Source organism: Streptomyces sp. AV19, from assembly GCF_015999245.1.
Taxonomy (GTDB): Bacteria; Actinomycetota; Actinomycetes; order Streptomycetales; family Streptomycetaceae; genus Streptomyces.
The window spans coordinates 864,193-881,618 of sequence record NZ_JAEAMR010000003.1 but is presented as its reverse complement, the minus strand read 5'-3'; the positions used below and the strand labels follow the sequence as shown (position 1 = coordinate 881,618).

Sequence of the window (17,426 nt, the reverse complement as noted above, 5' to 3'; positions counted from 1 at the left end):
CGGGCCGAGGGGCGGAGCCCCGGAAGAAACGGTGAAAGGGCGGGCCGGGGGCAAATCCCCCCGCCCCCAAGGCCCCCCTTGACCCTCCCCCGACGTCAGGCCGCAAGGTAGGCCCGACGAAAGGCACCCCCCATGACGTACACCGTGACGTACACCGTCGGACAAGTCTCCGGCTTCGCCGGCATCACCGTGCGCACCCTCCACCACTACGACCGCACCGGCCTCCTCACCCCCAGCGAACGCAGCCCCGCCGGCTACCGCCTCTACAGCGACGCCGACCTGGCCCGCCTCCAGCAGATCCTCTTCTACCGGGAGCTGGAGTTCTCCCTGGACGAGATCCAGGCCATCCTGGAGGACCCGCAGGCCAACGCCCTCGACCAGCTCCGCGCCCGGCACAAACTGCTCAGCGAGCAGATCGCCAAGCTCCAACGCCTCGTCGAGGTCGCCGAGCACGCCATGGAGGTCCAGGACACCGGCGTCCCGCTCACTCCCCGCGAACGCTTCGACGTGTTCGGCGAGATCACCTTCGACCTCAGCTACGCGACCGAGGCCGCCGTCAAATGGCACGACAGCGACGGCCACCGCCAGGCACTCGCGAGCGCGGCCGCGCACACCAAGGAGGACTGGCAGCAGCTCATGGCCGAGGCCGCCGAGTGGCGCGCCCGCGCGCTGGCCGCCTTCGACGCGGGGGAACCGGCCGACGGCGAACGGGCGCTGGAGCTGGCCGAGGAGCACCGCGCCCACCTGACGCACTGGTTCACCCCCTGCCCACCCGCCATGCACATCCGCGTCGCCGACGACTTCGCGGCCGACCCGCGCGCGTTCGCCCTGCTGATCCCGCCGTCGGAGCAGCGCCAGGGTCTGGCGGAGTGGCTGCGCACAGCAGTCCACGCGAACGCGGCCCGCAGGGGAGGCGGCGAACGATGAAGATCCTGATCACCGCCGCCGGTTCGCGCGGCGACGTCGCCCCGTACACCGGCCTCGGCGCCCGCCTGACCGCCGCCGGCCATCACGTCACCCTCGCCACGGGCGAGGTCTTCGCCCCGCTCGTACGGGAGGCGGGCCTGGAGTTCCGGCCCCTGCCCGCCGACCCTCGCGGCGCGGGCCCGGCCCGCACGAAGCGCGAACTCATGCGCACAGCAGCAGCGTTCACGCGACGCCTGGCCACGGGCATGAAGGACGCACTGGCGGACGACACCGAACTGCTCCTGCTCTCCACCACCACGGCCCCACTGGGCTGGCACCTCACCGAGGCGACGGGCGTCCCGAGCATGGGCGCGTACCTCGTCCCCACCGAGCCGACCGGCGCGTTCCCACCGGTGATCGGCGGAACCCGCTCACTGGGCCACTTCGGCAACCGGGCCCTGGGCCGACTGTCCCTGCGCATAGCGGACCGCATCTTCGCCGAAGCCGTACGGGACCTGCGAACGGATCTCGGCCTTCCCCCCGCCGCCCCCGGAACGATCCGCCGCCGCCGGCAAGCAACGAACTGGCCGATCCTGCACGGCTTCAGCGAGGTCCTCGTCCCACGCCCGTCCGACTGGCGCGAGACCCTGACGATCACCGGCAACTGGTGGCCCCACACCGCGAACGCCCCTCTGCCCCCCGAAGTGGAGGACTTCCTGGCCTCCGGCCCACCCCCCGTCCTCATCGGCTTCGGCAGCATGCCGGCGGACGACGCGGAGCACCTGAGCACTCTCGCGGTGACCGCGCTGCGCCGCGCGGGCGTACGCGGCATCCTCCAGACGGGCCGCGCGGGCCTGACCGCCTCGGACGACGACGTCCTGACCATCGACGACCTCCCGCACTCCGCCCTCTTCCCCCGCCTGGCAGCCGTCGTCCACCACGCGGGCGCGGGCACCACGGCGGCGACACTGCGCGCGGGCGTCCCGTCGGTCCCCGTCCCCTTCACAGCGGACCAGCCCTTCTGGGCCACCCGCCTGACCGCACTGGGCACAGCGCCGAGGCCCATCCCGTTCGCGGCCCTCACCGCCGAGCGCCTGAGCGACGCGCTACGGCACGTCCTGAACGAACCGTCGTACGCGAACGCGGCCCAGACTGCAGCCCGGCGGATGGCGTCGGAGGACGGGGCGGGACAGGTCGTGAAGGCGATCGATGCCGTCCACCGGCGCGACTGAACCGATCCGCGCCGACAGGACCGGGGCCAGCACCCAGGCCGCTTCAAGAGCTCCCACTCCCCGGCGAAGCCAACCGACTCAGCAGACGCAGAACTCATGTCCCTCAGGGTCGGCCATCACGACATGACGGCCCTGGGCCTCCCGCAACACCGTCACCCCAGCAGCAGTCAGCCACCGGACGGCGTCAATGATCGCAACCCACCGCCCGTCGGCACCGCCATGGCCAACACCCCTGACGTCCCGTCGAAGCGGCACAACCCAGTAAGGGGCGCGGCCCCGACTCCGTCAGCCGAGTGCTACGCGGCGTAGGGGTTGATGATGGTGTGGGGTCGCTGTGCGGTGGCCAGCACGTTCTTCGGGAACGCCGGCCCGGCCACGTAATAGCGGCCCTTGGTCTGTCCCACCGCGGTCAGCAGCCCGGCGCGGGTCAGGGCCTGCATGTCCCGCGTCGCCTGCTGGGTGTTGATCCCCTCGGCCTTCTCGTAGCGCGAGCGCCGGACCCGGCCCGTCATCGCCACCTCGTGCAGGGCCGTCACCTGCCGCTCCGTGACCCCGCCGGCCTCGGCGGCGTCCATCAGCTGCATCCAGCACTCGTTCGAGCGGTCGACACGGCGCTGCACCCGCTGGGCCTGCTGGTGGTAGGCGAGGAGGTTGAACTTGATCCACGGCAGCGTGTCGCGCTCGGGCGACCAGACGGGGCCGCCGACCTCGCGCAGCACCTTGTAGTACTCCCAGGTGTTGCCCGGCATGCCCAGCCACTCCTCGATCGAGGAGAACTCCGGGGCCAGGACACCACCGCGGGCGATGAGCAGCGTCTGAAGCGAGCGGGACATCCGGCCGTTGCCGTCGGACCACGGGTGGATCTTCACCAGGTTCAGGTGCGCCATGGCGGCCCGGATCAGCACGTGGTGGTCGAGGTCGCCCTCGTTGAGCCAGTCGACCAGCTCGCTCATCAGGCCGGGGACCAGCTCCTGGTCCGGCCCTTCGTAGTCGGTGGCGAGCTCGTCGCCGGGGGCCGTGATGCGGACGTGCGTCTTGCGCCACTGGCCGGCGGTCTTGATCGGGTGGTGGTGGCCCTGGAGCATCCAGTGCAGGGCGTTGAGCAGTTCCTTGCTGTAGCGGAAGTCGGTGACGTCGTGGAGGGACTGGATGTAGGTCATGGCCTGCTGGTAGGCCAGGGTCTCCGTCTTGTTCTCCTCGCTCGCCTCGACCTCGCGCTCGCCGTCCATCAGGTCCGCGACGTCCTTGGCGTCGACCCGGTAGCCCTCAATAGTGTTCGACGCCGCGATCGCGCTCGCCGTCAGCGCTTTGCGCAGGTCCTGGGTCCATTTCATCGGGACCTGCTGCACGGCATGGCGCAGCTGGTCCCGCATGGCGTTGACCTGCTCCAGGACCTCAACGTCGACCGGCTCGAGGCGCGGCGTCTCGTACAGCATGCATCAATGATACCCACTGCATATCATTCCCTTCGACCACCGCGGAGGAGGCGGGGGCGATCACGTCCCTGACAGCCGAGCGCCTGAGCGACGCGCTACGGCACGTGGTGAACGAGTCGTGGTACGCGAACATTGCCCGGGCGGCGGCCCGCCGGATGGCGACGGAGGACGGCCCGGGGCAGGTCCTGAAGGCGGTTGAAGCGGTGGCTCCGGTCCGTCCGCATGACCGACTCGACCTGATCCCGCCCGGTCGGGATCGCGACCCCGAGCCGCCAAGAGGCCCTTCCTTCATGCGCCAATGTGGCGCGGTTCTTACGGAGGGGCCGCGCTCCGGTGGGGTCACCGCTCGGGGAAGGCCCTGTCGATGAGGTCTCGGTGGACGGCGAGGACGCGTTCGTCGAGTTCGTCGAGCGGGATGCCCATGTCGCGGGCGAACGCCTCGCGGAAGACCGCGTAACCCAGCGCCGCCGACATGTTCAGAATGTGCGCGGCCTCCCCGTCGAAGCCGGGTGGCAGCACGCCGTCGGCGACGTCCCTGGCCAGTGCCTGCCGGGTGTGGACGGCGGCGGGAAGCGGATGGAACTCCTCGTCGCCGTCCAGCGCGAGGAGCGCGCCGAGCTTGGCCATCAGTGAGCGGCGTACCGTCCAGCGCAGCGCGGGGCGCGCCCGTCGCGGAAACGGCTTGGCGAAGTGGTCACGGCCCTGGCCCTCGCCCGCGTTGGCCAGTCGTCCGAGCGCGGCTCGCAGCAGGGCCTGGCGGCTGCCGTAGATCTGGTAGATCTGCCCCCGGTTGACCCCCGCCTCGGCGGCGACTTCCTGCAGGTTGAGCCCGGCCAGCACGCCGTCCCGCCGCAGCAGCCGTACCGCCGCGTCGAGGAGCGCGGCCTCGGTCGCGGCGCGGTCCCGCTTGCGCCGCGGCTTGGGGACTGGCTCGTCGGCCACTGGGCCTCCCTGGAATCGCGGCATCGCGGGCTGTCCGATCACTGTAACCAGCGGGAACGCGCGTTAAGGCTTCTCTCAGGGACGATGGCTACGATCTCCGTTACTAGCGAAACGCTACCAACTCGGAGTCGCGCCATGCCCCTGTCGTTCCGTCGCAAGGCCGCCCTGGCAGGGGTGGCCGTGGTCACCGCCTGTGCCGTCGCCGTCGTCACGGTCGCGGCCCTGCCCGATGACGCCGGTCCGCGCCCGGCACGCGCCGCCACTCCCTCGCCCGGGGACCGCACCAGGACCCTGAAGGTGAACGGGCGCACCGGCGACTACCTCGTGCACGTGCCCGAAGGCCGCGGCAGCAAGGGGCTGCCCCTGGTGATCGCCACGCACGGGATGGGCGGCAATGCCGCCCAGTTCTCGCGGTCGCTCGGACTCAACGCCCTGGCCGACGCGCAGGGCTTCGTCGCCGTCTACCCCGACGGCTACGAGGGCAGGAAGAGCCGGAAGGGCGGAGACCTGGACGTCGCGTTCCTGGACCGGCTGATCGACGACGTGGTGGACGAGTACAAGGTCGACCCCGAGCAGGTGTTCGCCGCCGGCGCGTCCCGGGGCGGGGTCGGCACCTTCCAGGCCGCCTGCCGGCTCGGGGACAAGATCGCGGGCATCGCCACGGTCGTCGCCCAGCACACCACCACGATGAAGGACATGTGCGCCCAGGCCAAGTCCGTCCCGGTCCTGATGATCAACGGCACGGCCGACCCGATCGTGCCGTTCGACGGCGGTGCCAACAACGGGAAGACCGAAGCCCGGATGCTCTCGGCCCGCGACACCTTCGACTTCTGGCAGCAGCGCAACGGCTGCACCGGCCCGACCGTCACCAGTCAACTCCCCGACACCGACAGCGACGACGGCAGCACCGTCACCCGCAGCACCGCAGGGCAGTGCACCGGAGACAACGACACCGTCCTCTACACGGTGAAGGGCGGCGGCCACACGTGGCCCGGTGCCACCGCCGGCCTGCCCGCCCGCGTCCTCGGCGCCACCAACCGCGACATCAACGCCACCCAGGTGATCTGGGACTTCTTCGCCGCGCACCGCACCCGGCACACAGGGCGGTGACCAGAAGAGCCTCACGGCCGACGGGGCGGAAATCCGCGGTGAAGGGGCCGCTCGCCGTGCCGTCGTCGCCGACGACTCCCCGGACAACCCGGTCCCCGTCGGGTGCGGATAGCGGGCGTTTTGGGTGTGCACGATGGCGTGAACGGCCGGGTATCACACCCAAAACGCCCGTAATCCAAGGTTCAACGACCACTTCATCACCGCACTGCGCCGCGCAGGCATGTGCGGCATCCTCCGGAACGGCCGCGCGGGCCTGACCGCTCCGGACATGGCGACGCGTACAGCCGAGCCGCCACCCACCGCCCCAAGGGACCCAAGCGCCACCGAAACCAGTGGGCGAGCTCGCCACGCGCTGCCACGATGCATCGCATGGATGCCGAAAACCTCAGCGAGTTCCGGGTGAACCGTGCGACCCCATCGGACTGGGCCGCGTTGGCCGAGATCGATTCCGTCGCGGCATCGGGCGACCACGCACGGCGGGACAGCATCCGGCGCTGGTGCGAACAGGGTTCGGTCCTGATGGCCCAGGGACCGTCGGGGCCTATGGGGTACGGCGTGCTGGAGTACAGCTTCTTCGGGCATGGCTTCGTCACCGTGCTGATGGTCGCCGCCAATGCCCGCAGACAAGGCGTAGGTGCACGTCTCCTCGGGGCCGCCGAGACCACGTGCACCACCACGCGGCTGTTCACCTCGACCAACGTCTCGAACATTCCCATGCAGCAACTTCTGCAACGCGCCGGCTGGCACGCGGTCGGCCTGCTCCACGGTCTCGACGAGGGAGATCCCGAACTCTTCTACCTCTGCCCATAGATCACGAGGACGGCGTCCACGTCGTCGTCGGCGAGTTCGCGCAGGCTCAGGCGCCGGCCGTGGCGGCTGACCGGATACACGCCAGGGGGCTCTACCGGCGGGCCTCAGTGCAGGAGGGTCAGTCGGCCGGGGCTGTATGCCTCCCGTCGACCGCGGTGATCTCGTCCCGTACACACGGCCTTTCGTCCCTGCAGGTGCGCTTATCGGCGCCGCGCAGGTTGTCACGCTCGCGGAACTGCCGTCAGCCGAGGCCGGGACTGTCCGTTCAGCTTGTGCTTGGTCTGGCGCCTACTTCAAAGGTTGGCCGTATCGGATCTCGTCTCCGAAGGCCCGTTCGGCACAATGATCGTGTGACGAACAACGAGGACGTCGGAGTACCGTCCATCAGCACAGGGCTTGTTGTAGGCATGCTGATCGGCATCACGGTCGGACTCGTGCTCGGGCTGACTGTCTTCGACAACATGGCGATCGGCCTGGTGGTCGGCAGTGGCGCAGGCGGGGTCCTCGGTGTCACTTTCCCAGCGGCGCGGCGCTCGCAGCGCCAATCTTGATGACCGCTACGGGCTGCCTGGCTCGGAGTGCTGTGCTTGAGCTGTCCAGCACAACCGGGTACCTGGCTGTCGGCAGCGTCGCCTGACGTTGCCGTAGATCGGCTCGCCCTTTCCTCGAACGACGCCCTCGAACATGATCGTTCGTCCGAGGATTCCCCGGACGTGAACACGGCCTTCGTCTGATCCTGTGCTCCGACCAAAGAGGCAACAACACACCACTCAAGCGAGCCTCGAGAGTCACCACGTGGAGTCATACTTGCTCGGCCCTTCTGCAGTAACCAGTGGGCGTGCTCTCGTGCTCTACGCATGCGCCCGCCGGGCCGACTCGGCATAGACCAGGGCGTTCGCCAGCTTCTGGGCCGTGGGCAGGGGCACCGTGCCCAGGTAGACGTACGGAGTACCTGCCAGGGAGGCGCGTCCCGTCAGCTGGGGCCACGACTCGCGGTCGCCCACCGTGATGCCCATCGTCCTGAGCACCTGGCCCAGCATGAACGCGATGTCGTCCGCCCTCCGCTTCCCCGCCATGAAGGCGTCGGCTTGCTGGGCGGCTGCTTCGGTGTCCGGAGTCATGAGCAGAAGCTACGGAGGGCCGCATCCCAGGTTCAATGAAGTTCTACAAAGTTGCGGGCCTATTCGAGGGCATCGATCGCGGCAGTGATGCGCGACCGCGCCTCCAGGCCGTAGACCGCCATGTGCCGCAGTCTTTCGAAAGCTCGGAGGTACATTCGCACCTCGCTCGGGGAAGTCACAGTGACCCGTGCCGTCAGCAACTCGACCCCGACCTGGCGGTCATCGTAGACACCGAACGTCTCGACCGCCCACATGTCCCGCTCGCCCCGGAACGGGATGACTCCCAGGGAGACGGACGGCAGCGACATGACCTCCAGCAGGTATCCGAGCTGGCCTGCCATGACCGACGGGCTTCCGACCTGGTGATACAGCGCTGCCTCCTCCACGAGGAGCACGGCGCGGCGACCCGGCCCGTGGATCACGCGCGAGCGGTGGACGCGGGCGGCCGCGGCCTCCTCGAAGTCCGGCTTCGTCCCGTGGAAGGCGCCGTACATCTTCAGCATGGCCGCCGCGTAGCCGTGGGTCTGGAGGAGGCCGGGTACGGGGTGCGCGCAGTACACGCGGAACAAGCGAGTCCGGTCGAACAGCGGGGCGATCTCCTCCTGGAGCTGCCGCAGGCCGCTGCGCTGGAGCCGCTTCCACTCGACGTACATGGACTCGGCGGACCTGGTCGCCGCGATCAGATCGTCGAGGTGCTCCTCAGCACCGCAGGCCCGGCACCACCGGCGGATATCGTCGTCCGAAGGCGGCGTGCGGGCGTTCTCCAGCCGCGAGACCTTCGACTTGTGCCAGCCGCACAGAGCGGCCACCTCACGCGCCTGCAGACCGGCGTTCCTGCGGAGGTCGACCAGCCGCTCCGCGAGGGCTTCCCGGGCGGCCTGGACGGCGGACGACGGCGTGTGCGTGGGCATGAGGTGGCGCGCTCTCGTACGTCAGACCTTGAATTCCCCGTACGGGACGGCACGTTCCCACACCGCCTCGAACGCGGTCGCGCACAGACGTGCCACGGCCGGGTCCCCGGTGTACTGGCCCTCCAGACCCGCTCCGTCGCCGGAGAACAGATTGAAGCGAACCGCCTTGCTGTCGATGAGCCAGAAGTCGTTGCCGGGCAGGGCGATATCCGACGCCTTGCTCCGCGTCAACCAGCGCGACTCCTCCCCGGCTTGTTCGGTCAGGAAGGTGCTGGCGTGCTCGAAGCGGATGTAGTCGGTGACCGGTTCGGAGACGATCCGGGCCCGCCGCACCACGACGCCCCGGGCCACAGTCCCACTGATGAGGTCGAGCCACGGCTTCCAGTGGTCCGACTCGGGGTCGAGGTTCTGCACCCCCGTCACCTTCCACCGCTCGAAGTCGGCGGCTTCCTCACCCACCCCGTAGGAGTCCCGCATCTCCAGGTGGACGGCCGACTGCCGTGCGGACTCCAGCAGCTCATTGAAGCCGGGCACGTTGCTCTGCCACATCACATGCCTTCCCGATCGCCGGCACCATACGTGCCGGGATACGGATCACTGCCTCATGGTCAGGGATCGGTCCGGCCTGCCCGCACTCGTCCTGGGTCGCCTTGTCGGCCTTCCATCCCTGGAACACCATGTCCGCGTTGGCGTCGTCCACCCACGCGGTCGGACTCTGCCCGGTCTGGCTGTTGGGGTCCTTCGCGATGAACCGCAGTGCCATGACTGCCTCCCGCCTAGAGCCAGTTGCGCTTGGTTGCAGGACCTTCTGCCCTTCATATCGGCGCAGTCAAGAGCGCGTTCCTGGTTCAGGGGCGCACACACCAGAAGACGAGCCCCTCCGGCCCGGAACACACCCAACTCCCCAATGGCTTCATGCCATTGCCTGTACTCTCGGCGCCACAGCACATCGAAAACGAAGCGGCCCCCACGTGTCTGGCAGGACACCGCAGGGGCCTACACCGCCGAGGTCTTAAACCCTAAGGAGACCCTGGGATGCTGCGTCATGTTATCGCGCCCGTGCGCCGATTCACGCAAGTCTCGAACGACATCATCCGTCACCCGTGCCTGTCCTCGGACGCCAAGTGCCTCCTCCTCTGGCTACTGTCCCTCGCCGACACCGCGCAGGTGTCGTTCTCCGAGGCCGCCCGCCGGGCCGGGATCAAGAACGCCGCCTTCCAGCGGGCCAAGGCGCTGCTGAAACAAGAGGGTTACGCACACGAGTGGCGCAGCCAGGGCCCCGACGGGCGGTGGGTGACCACGCAGTTGGTCTCCGCGGAGCCGCTCACCGCGGAGGAGGCGCGGGCCATCAGGAACGGCCGCCCGACACCGACCACCCCGAAACCGGCCGTCGGTGAGCCGGGTCCCCGGCCCGTCGGTGGTCACCCAAAGGAGAACATGGACAGCAACACGTCCCCTCCGCCCTGCCCGGCGCCGACGCCGACGCCGCGCGAGTTCCTGCCGGACGAACTCGTCGGGCAAGGGGCCTTGGTGCTCGCTTCCCTCTCCCACCGGGAGCGCCACCTGCGGCTGACCGGACGGGAAATCGAGGAGCTCACCCCGTTCGCGGCGGACTGGCTGCTGCGCGGGGTCAGCGGGCGCGAGCTGCGGGAGGAGTTGACGAGCGGGCTGCCGGAGCCCGTCCATCACGCGGCCGCGCTCATCCGCGACCGGCTGCTGCGCAAACTCCCCGAGGCGCCTCCCGCCCGGCGCCCGGCCGCCCCGCCGGAACCCCGCGTCGCGCAGCTGCGCGAGTGCCGGGGCGACCACCTGCAGCCGTACCTGTTCCCGCCTGTGGGCGACGAAGTGCTGTGCCGCGACTGCCGCGTCGAGCAGGCGGAAGGGGCCACACGCGGAGCCCACACCGCCGCCCTGCGCGGCGCCGCCGCAGCCCGGGCCGCGCTGCGCGGAACCTGACCGGCGGACGCTACGCCCGCACCCCCACCCCCGGCGGCACCGCCAGCACCGCCCCCGCCACCACGCCCGGCCGGTCGTACATCACCAGGTGCCCCGCCGGGGCCACCGCCTCGAAGCGGCCGTCGAGCAACTCCGCCAGCGCCCGCTGGCGTTGGAGGCGGCGGCGCTCCAGCCACGAGCCGCTGCCCGTCGCCGCCGCGAGCACCGTGACCGGCACCGGGGGGAGGGGGAGCGACGAGCGCAGGTCGGTGATCTCCGCCGCCACGTCCCAGTAGCGCGCGTTCTCCATCAGCAGGGCCCGGGCCACGCGGCCCGTTCCGTAGGTGCGGCGCACGAGTTCGTCCGGGACGGGGTCGGTGCCCTGCACCGAGGACGCCCGGACGGTCAGCCGTCGCAGCGCCGGGCCGAGGGCGCGCGGCAGGCCGGCGGCCGCGTAGGCCCGGCCGCGGGCCCGTGCGGCGGCGGTGCGCAGCGCCCGCGCCGGCATGGCGCGGGCGTTCTCCTCGACGCTGGCGTCGACGAGGACGAGTCCGGCGGTCCGCTCGGGGTGCAGCCGGGCGAACGCCTCCGCGTGGAACCCGGCCAGCGAGTGGCCGACCACCGTCGCGGGCCCGCCGAGGCCGAGCGCGTCGAGGACGCCGGCGATCCGCGCCGCCTCCGCGGCGGCGGTCGGCGGCTCGGCGGCGGGCGCGCTGAAGCCGAGCCCGGGCCGGTCGAAGCGGACGACCGTGCGGTGCGGCGCGAGCAGCGGCACGACCGGGTCCCAGTCGAACCAGCCCATCCCCAGCCCGGGGCTCAGGACGCACACCGGCCCGGAGCCCTCGCACAGCACGTGGAGCGGCACGCCGCCGACCCGGATCATCCGGCCCGGCGGGCGTTGTACGGCAGTCATACGACCGACCGTACCTGGACGGGCGGGTCAGCCGGACCGGTGCTCCGGAGCCACCCAGTGCGGCTTGCGGAACTTCAGGAAGGCCAGCGGCGCGAGGAAGCCCAGCGTCAGCAGCCCGCCGCCGACGATCATGAGGTAGCGCCACGGCGACTGCCCGCCGAACTGCTCCGGCGGCACGAAGCCGATGCCCATGGCCGCCAGCGAGGAGACGAAGCCGATGCCCGCGACCGCGTACAGCGCCGGGACCCGGAAGCCGCGCTCCCGCCCCGGCTGGAGACGGCGCAGCCGCACCGCCGCCGCGAACATCAGCAGGTAGACCACCAGGTAGACCTGCGTGGTGATGACGGAGAAGATCCAGTACGCGCTGGAGACGTCCGGCAGGAAGGCGTAGGCCAGCGCGATCAGCGTGGTGAGGACGCCCTGCGCGACCATGATGTTCTGCTGCACGCCGTGCTTGTTGAGCTTCTGCAGGACGGGCGGCAGGTAGCCCTCCTGCCGGGCGACCATCAGCAGCCCGCGGGACGGCCCGGCCAGCCAGGCGAGCATGCCGCCGAGCGCGGCGGTGACGAGCATGATGCCGACGACCTTGGTGAGCCAGCCCACGTGGAAGTGGTCGAAGAAGCCCTGGAACGCCTGCATCACCCCGGCCGTGAGGCTCAGGTCCTCGCCCGGCATGACCCAGCTGATGGCCAGCGCGGGCAGGATGAAGATCAGCAGGACGAGCCCGGTGGCCAGGAAGACCGAGCGCGGGAACTGCCGCCCGGGCTCGCGCAGCGACGAGACGTGGACGCCGTTCATCTCCATGCCCGCGTAGGACAGGAAGTTGCCGACGATCAGCACGAGGCTGGCCGGTCCGGTCCATGGCGGCAGGACGTGGCCGGAGTCCATGGGCGCGGCGGAGGGGTTGCCCTGGGCGAGGAAGACCAGGCCGAGGACGACGAGGACGACGCCGGGGATCAGCGTGCCGATCACCAGGCCCAGGCTGGAGAGCCCGGCCACCGCCTTGGTGCCGCGCGCGGAGATCAGCACGCCCGCCCAGTAGACGACGACGATGACGACGGCGACGTAGAGCCCGTTGTTCGCGAGAGACGGGTCGATGACGTACGCGAACGTACTGGCCACGTAGGCGAGCAGGCTCGGGTAGTACGCGATCGTCATCGCGAACTGGCACCACACGGCGAGGAAGCCCAGCGGCTTGGAGAGCCCCTCGCTGACCCACCGGTAGATCCCGCCGGTCCAGCCGGAGGCGAGCTCGGCGGAGACCAGGGCGGTCGGCAGGAGGAAGACGACGGCGGGGAGGAGGTAGAGGAAGACCGCGGCCAGGCCGTAGAGGGCCATGGACGGGGCGGGCCGCAGGTTCGCCACGGAGGCGGTGGTCATCAGGGCGAGCGTCGCCCAGGAGATGAACTGCTGCTGGGGTACGGCCTGTTGGGCGGCCGGGGCGGCATCCGATGGGCGCGTGGCGGCGGGACGTTCGTCCCCGGTCTGTTCCGTGAGGGTCATGAGGGGGAAGAGCGTCCTTCGGGCCAAGCAGTCGATCGATTCGCCCCATCATCGGCCACGGAGGACCCCCGGCGCACATCCGCCGCCCGGGGCCCCGGCGGCGCGCATACCCCGAGGGGGTAAGGTGCGGCGGAGAACGGGAGGGGCTCGGGAGGCTCGTGATGCGCGGACGGGGGAAGGCCGGCACGTGGTGCGGCCGTCTGCTGCTGTTCGCGGCGCTGCTGCTGGGCATCGTGACGATGCACACACTGGGGCATCCGACGGGCGGCCACGGCGCACCGGCCGAACCCACGGTCCAGGCGCAGCCCCATCACGCGACCGCTCCCCCGCCGTCCCCCTCGCCGTCGCACGAGCACCGCCCCGCCCTGGACCCCATGTCCGTCTGCCTCGCCGTGCTCGGCGCGGGCTGGACGGTGGTCCTGCTGCTGGCCCTGCGTCTGCTGCGGCGCCCGGCCGGTGCGGCCGTCGTGGCCGCCGTGCGCGCCCGGTTCGCGCACGCCCTGCGGCCCCAGCCCCCGCCGCCGCGGCACAAGGCCCTCGCCCGGTTGTCGGTGCTGCGCGTGTAGGAGCGCCCCGCGCTCGTACCCGTACTCACACCGACACCACTGAGGTGCACCCACTCATGCGCACAACCACGCGCCGCGCCGTGCTCGGCGCCGGCCTCGCCACGGCCACCGGCGGCCTGCTCGCCGCCTGTTCGGACGCTTCTCCCGAGAGCGGCGGCCCGTCCCCCGCCGCCACGTACATCGAGCCGGACGGCAAGGAGGTCGCCGCGGCCGAGGCCCGGCGCAAGCCCGGACCGGTCCGCGAGGTGAAACTGACCGCCGCCCGCACCGAGCTCGACCTGGGCGGCCGCAAGGTCACCAGCTGGGCGTACGGCGACGCCCTGCCGGGCAAGGAGGTCCGCGTCACCGCGGGCGACACGCTCGCGCTCCGCCTCGCCAACCACCTTCCGCAGGCGACGTCCCTGCACTGGCACGGCCTCGCGCTCCGCAACGACATGGACGGCGTCCCGGGCATCACGCAGCGGCCGATAGCCCCGGGCGCGGCGTTCGACTACCGCTTCGCGGTCACCCACCCCGGCACGTACTGGTTCCATCCGCACTCGGGCGTGCAGCAGGACCGGGGGCTGTACGCGCCGCTGATCGTCGAGGACCCGAAGGAGCCGCTGAAGTACGACAAGGAGTGGGTCGTCGTCCTGGACGACTGGGTGGACGGGGTGGACGGCAGCACGCCGGACGCGGTGATGGCGGAGCTGGCCAAGGGCATGAGCGGCATGGACCACGACATGGGCGGGGGCGGAGGCGGGGGCATGGGCGGCATGCACCACATGTCGATGACGTCCGCGACGTCCGCGTCCTCCGACGGCCCCTCCCGGATGCTGATGGGCGCCACCAGCCCCGTCCTGGGCGGTGACGCGGGCGATGTCGCCTACCCGTACTACCTGGTCAACGGCCGCACCCCCGACGCGCCGGAGACCTTCACGGCCAAGCCCGGCGACCGGATCCGCGTCCGGTTCGTCAACGCGGGCGGCGACACGGCGTTCCGCGTGGCGCTGGGCGGTCACCGCATGACCGTCACGCACACCGACGGCTTCCCCGTGCGGCACGCGGAGACGGACTCGCTGCTGCTGGGCATGGGCGAGCGGTACGACGTGCTGGTCACCGCCGGGGACGGCGTCTTCCCGCTGACCGCGCTCGCGGAGGGCAAGAAGCGGACGGCGCTGGCGCTGCTGCGCACGGGCGGCGGCTCCGCGCCGGACGCGGACGTCCGCCCGAAGGAGCTGGAGTCCGCCCCGCTCACGGCGGACCGCCTGCGGGCGGACGACGCGGTGGCGCTGCCGTCGCGGCGGCCGGACCGGACGCTGGTGTTCGAGCTGACCGGCTCGATGACGAAGTACGACTGGGCGATCAACGGGCGCCGGTACAAGGCGTCGGAGCGCTACCCGGTGAAGGCGGGCGAGCGGGTGCGGCTCGCGTTCGTCAACCGGACGGGGATGTGGCATCCGATGCACCTGCACGGCCACACGTTCGCCCTGCCGGGCGGGGGGCCGCGGAAGGACACGGCGATCGTGCTGCCGGGGAAGCGACTGGAGGTGGACTTCGATGCGGACAATCCTGGGGTGTGGATGCTCCACTGCCACAACGTGTACCACGCGGAGAGCGGGATGATGACGTTGGTCGGGTACCGCCGGTAGGAGCGGGGTGCGGGGCCGGGGGATTCCGCCCCGGCCCCGCCCTTTCACCGTTTCTCCCGGGGGCTCCGCCCCCTCGGCCCGGCACCGCGCTCCGCGCGGTGAGGCGGGGCGGAGCGGAGCCCTGCACCGCGACAGGCGGGGGCTGCGCCCCCTGCACCCCGGGCCGGCGGGGCTCCGCCCCTGCACCCCGCCGGGGGCTCCGCCCCCTGGACCCCACACACCGCCATCGCGTCAAAGCGACGGTTACTCTGACGAACGTGGCCCAACTACGTCTCGCCCTGAACCAGATCGACTCCACCGTCGGCGACCTCGCCGCCAACGCCGAGTCGGTCCTCCGCTGGACCCGCCACTCCGCCGCGCAGGGCGCCCACCTCGCCGTCTTCCCCGAGATGGCGCTCACCGGCTACCCCGTCGAGGACCTGGCCCTGCGCCGCTCCTTCGTCGAGGCCGGCCGCGACGCCCTGCACGCGCTGGCCGCGCGCCTCCGGGACGAAGGGCTGGGCGAGCTCCCCGTCGTCGTCGGCTACCTCGACCGTTCCGACGCCGCCGAGCCCCGGCTCGGGCGGCCGGCCGGGGCGCCCCTGAACGCCGCCGCCGTCCTGCACCGCGGCACGGCCGTGCTCACGTTCGCCAAGCACCACCTCCCCAACTACGGCGTGTTCGACGAGTTCCGGTACTTCGTCCCGGGCGACACCATGCCCGTCGTCCGCGTCCGCGGCGTGGACGTCGCCCTCGCCATCTGCGAGGACCTGTGGCAGGAGGGCGGCCGCGTCCCCGCCGCCCGCGCCGCCGGCGCCGGGCTGCTGGTCTCCGTCAACGCCTCGCCGTACGAGCGCGAGAAGGACGACACCCGCCTGGAGCTGGTCCGCAAGCGCGCCCAGGAGGCCGGCTGCACCACCGCGTACCTGGCCATGACCGGCGGCCAGGACGAGCTGGTCTTCGACGGCGACTCGATCGTCGTCGACCGCGACGGCCGGGTGATCGCCCGGGCCCCGCAGTTCGAGGAGCGCTGCCTCGTCCTCGACCTGGACCTGCCGGCGGCCCCCGCCACCGCCCCGTCCGGCATCGTGGACGACGGCCTGCGCATCGACCACGTCACGATCGAAGCCGACCCGGTCCCGGCCTACGAGCCGGCCTTCCCGGGAACCGTCGCCGAGCACCTCGACGACGACGCGGAGGTCTACCGGGCCCTGGTGACGGGCCTGCGTGCGTACGCCGCCAAGAACGGCTTCCGCAGCGTCCTGATCGGGCTCTCCGGCGGCATCGACTCGGCGCTCGTCGCCGCGATCGCCTGCGACGCGGTCGGCGCGGAGAACGTGTACGGCGTGGCCATGCCGTCCCGCTACTCCTCGGAGCACTCGATCGCGGACGCCGAGGAACTCGCCCGGCGCACCGGCCTGAACTTCCGCACCCAACCCATCGCCCCGATGTTCGACGCCTACATGGGCGCGCTCGGGCTGACCGGCCTCGCGGAGGAGAACCTCCAGTCGCGGCTGCGCGGCACGATGCTGATGGCGATCTCCAACCAGGAGGGCCACATCGTCCTCGCCCCGGGCAACAAGTCCGAGCTGGCGTGCGGCTATTCGACCCTGTACGGCGACTCGGTCGGCGCGTACGGCCCGATCAAGGATGTCTACAAGACCGGCATCTTCCGCCTCGCGAGGTGGCGCAACCGCGCCGCGGAGGAACGTGGCGAGACCGCGCCCATCCCGGAGAACTCCATCACCAAGCCGCCGAGCGCGGAGCTGCGGCCGGGACAGGTCGACACGGATTCGCTCCCGGACTACGACGTCCTCGACCGCCTCCTGGAGCTCTACGTGGACCGCGACCGCGGCCTCGCGGAGATCGTGGCGGAGGGCTTCGACCCGGAGCTGGTGACCCGCGTGCTGCGCCTGGTGGACACGGCCGAGTACAAGCGCCGCCAGTACCCCCCGGGCACGAAGATCTCGCCCAAGGGCTTCGGCAAGGACCGCCGCCTGCCGATCACGAACCGGTGGCGCGAGCGGGGCTGACCCGCGGACCGCCGCCCGCTACCGCCCCTGCGGCGACCGCCCGCCGCCCCGCACGACCAGCCCCTCCAGCAGCCTCTCCGTCGCCCCGGCCACCGCGTCCACCGCCTCGTCGAAGACGGCCTGGTTGTGCGCGGCCGGCGCGTGGAAGCCCGACACCTTGCGGACGTACTGAAGGGCGGCCGCACGGATGTCGTCCCCGGTCGGGGCCTCGGTGACCGGCGGCCTGAGGGTCTTGATGCTGCGGCACATATGTCCAGTGTGCGCCGGGGGGGCAGCCCCGCGTGGTGAGGGCCGGGGGGGGCAGCCCCGCGTGGGGCCACGGGCACAGCCTCACCCGGGTCCCGGGGCGGAGCCCCGGGAGAAACGGTGAAACGGGGTGCCCCCCAGAGGGGGCACCC

Annotated in this window: 19 protein-coding genes; 9 read left to right on the top strand and 10 right to left on the bottom strand. The window is 71.4% G+C overall.

The window, feature by feature from the left end; translation table 11 throughout:
* The first annotated feature begins 144 nt into the window (after positions 1–144).
* Positions 145–927: a MerR family transcriptional regulator gene (locus I5Q34_RS04120; RefSeq protein ID WP_199890853.1), complete on the top strand. Its 783-nt coding sequence runs from the start codon at positions 145–147 to the stop codon at positions 925–927.
* Positions 924–2,138, top strand: coding sequence for a glycosyltransferase (locus I5Q34_RS04115; RefSeq protein WP_199890671.1), 1,215 nt, complete (start codon positions 924–926; stop codon positions 2,136–2,138). The genes I5Q34_RS04120 and I5Q34_RS04115 overlap by 4 nt, the downstream gene beginning before the upstream one ends.
* A gap of 78 nt (positions 2,139–2,216) precedes the next feature.
* Here the strand turns inward: I5Q34_RS04115 and I5Q34_RS35715 are convergent, their stop codons facing one another.
* The 3 genes from I5Q34_RS35715 to I5Q34_RS04100 form a co-directional block, all read right to left on the bottom strand.
* Positions 2,217–2,393, bottom strand: coding sequence for a VOC family protein (locus I5Q34_RS35715; RefSeq protein ID WP_199890670.1), 177 nt, complete (start codon positions 2,391–2,393; stop codon positions 2,217–2,219).
* Between the two features lie 41 nt (positions 2,394–2,434).
* Positions 2,435–3,574 carry a Fic family protein gene (locus I5Q34_RS04105; protein ID WP_199890669.1) on the bottom strand — a complete coding sequence of 380 codons (1,140 nt, stop codon included), beginning with the start codon at positions 3,572–3,574 and terminating at the stop codon, positions 2,435–2,437.
* A 339-nt stretch (positions 3,575–3,913) separates the two neighbouring features.
* Positions 3,914–4,516, bottom strand: a complete 603-nt coding sequence (locus tag I5Q34_RS04100) for a TetR/AcrR family transcriptional regulator (protein WP_199890668.1) — start codon at positions 4,514–4,516, stop codon at positions 3,914–3,916.
* Between the two features lie 135 nt (positions 4,517–4,651).
* Between I5Q34_RS04100 and I5Q34_RS04095 the strand changes: the two genes are divergently transcribed.
* The 3 genes from I5Q34_RS04095 to I5Q34_RS04085 all read left to right on the top strand — a co-directional run bounded on the left by I5Q34_RS04095 (position 4,652) and on the right by I5Q34_RS04085 (position 6,987).
* Positions 4,652–5,626 carry a PHB depolymerase family esterase gene (locus tag I5Q34_RS04095; RefSeq protein ID WP_199890667.1) on the top strand — a complete coding sequence of 325 codons (975 nt, stop codon included), beginning with the start codon at positions 4,652–4,654 and terminating at the stop codon, positions 5,624–5,626.
* 369 nt (positions 5,627–5,995) lie between these two features.
* Entirely contained in the window at positions 5,996–6,436 is a 441-nt protein-coding gene (locus I5Q34_RS04090) for a GNAT family N-acetyltransferase (protein ID WP_199890666.1), read from the top strand.
* Between the two features lie 350 nt (positions 6,437–6,786).
* Positions 6,787–6,987 (top strand): hypothetical protein, encoded by a 201-nt coding sequence (locus I5Q34_RS04085; protein WP_199890665.1) that lies wholly within the window; start codon positions 6,787–6,789, stop codon positions 6,985–6,987.
* Between the two features lie 300 nt (positions 6,988–7,287).
* Here the strand turns inward: I5Q34_RS04085 and I5Q34_RS04080 are convergent, their stop codons facing one another.
* From I5Q34_RS04080 to I5Q34_RS04065, 4 genes are read right to left on the bottom strand one after another with little or no spacing between them, the layout of a single operon-like run.
* On the bottom strand, positions 7,288–7,557 hold the full coding sequence (locus tag I5Q34_RS04080) for a hypothetical protein (protein WP_199890664.1): 270 nt from the start codon (positions 7,555–7,557) through the stop codon (positions 7,288–7,290).
* A gap of 59 nt (positions 7,558–7,616) precedes the next feature.
* Complete coding sequence (locus tag I5Q34_RS04075; RefSeq protein WP_199890663.1) at positions 7,617–8,468, bottom strand: helix-turn-helix transcriptional regulator; 852 nt, start codon at positions 8,466–8,468, stop codon at positions 7,617–7,619.
* A gap of 21 nt (positions 8,469–8,489) precedes the next feature.
* Complete coding sequence (locus I5Q34_RS04070) at positions 8,490–9,017, bottom strand: DUF6879 family protein (RefSeq protein ID WP_199890662.1); 528 nt, start codon at positions 9,015–9,017, stop codon at positions 8,490–8,492.
* Positions 8,986–9,231 carry a hypothetical protein gene (locus I5Q34_RS04065; protein WP_199890661.1) on the bottom strand — a complete coding sequence of 82 codons (246 nt, stop codon included), beginning with the start codon at positions 9,229–9,231 and terminating at the stop codon, positions 8,986–8,988. The genes I5Q34_RS04070 and I5Q34_RS04065 overlap by 32 nt, the downstream gene beginning before the upstream one ends.
* A gap of 272 nt (positions 9,232–9,503) precedes the next feature.
* Here I5Q34_RS04065 and I5Q34_RS04060 point away from each other — a divergent pair, with 272 nt between their 5' ends.
* Entirely contained in the window at positions 9,504–10,424 is a 921-nt protein-coding gene (locus tag I5Q34_RS04060) for a hypothetical protein (protein ID WP_199890660.1), read from the top strand.
* A gap of 10 nt (positions 10,425–10,434) precedes the next feature.
* On the opposite strand, the gene I5Q34_RS04055 is transcribed toward I5Q34_RS04060, so the two are convergent.
* Entirely contained in the window at positions 10,435–11,316 is an 882-nt protein-coding gene (locus I5Q34_RS04055) for an alpha/beta fold hydrolase (protein WP_199890659.1), read from the bottom strand.
* Between the two features lie 27 nt (positions 11,317–11,343).
* Entirely contained in the window at positions 11,344–12,819 is a 1,476-nt protein-coding gene (locus tag I5Q34_RS04050) for an APC family permease (protein ID WP_199890658.1), read from the bottom strand.
* A 161-nt stretch (positions 12,820–12,980) separates the two neighbouring features.
* Here I5Q34_RS04050 and I5Q34_RS04045 point away from each other — a divergent pair, with 161 nt between their 5' ends.
* From I5Q34_RS04045 to I5Q34_RS04035, 3 genes are all read left to right on the top strand, one after another.
* The gene (locus I5Q34_RS04045) at positions 12,981–13,385 is read left to right on the top strand and encodes a DUF6153 family protein (RefSeq protein ID WP_199890657.1); all 405 of its coding nucleotides are present in this window, start codon (positions 12,981–12,983) and stop codon (positions 13,383–13,385) included.
* Between the two features lie 56 nt (positions 13,386–13,441).
* The gene (locus tag I5Q34_RS04040) at positions 13,442–15,016 is read left to right on the top strand and encodes a multicopper oxidase family protein (protein ID WP_199890656.1); all 1,575 of its coding nucleotides are present in this window, start codon (positions 13,442–13,444) and stop codon (positions 15,014–15,016) included.
* 257 nt (positions 15,017–15,273) lie between these two features.
* A complete protein-coding gene (locus tag I5Q34_RS04035; protein ID WP_199890655.1) occupies positions 15,274–17,028 on the top strand; it encodes an NAD+ synthase in 1,755 nt (584 codons plus the stop codon).
* Positions 17,029–17,046: 18 nt separating this feature from the next.
* On the opposite strand, the gene I5Q34_RS04030 is transcribed toward I5Q34_RS04035, so the two are convergent.
* Entirely contained in the window at positions 17,047–17,277 is a 231-nt protein-coding gene (locus tag I5Q34_RS04030) for a DUF2277 domain-containing protein (RefSeq protein ID WP_199890654.1), read from the bottom strand.
* Positions 17,278–17,426 lie beyond the last annotated feature (149 nt).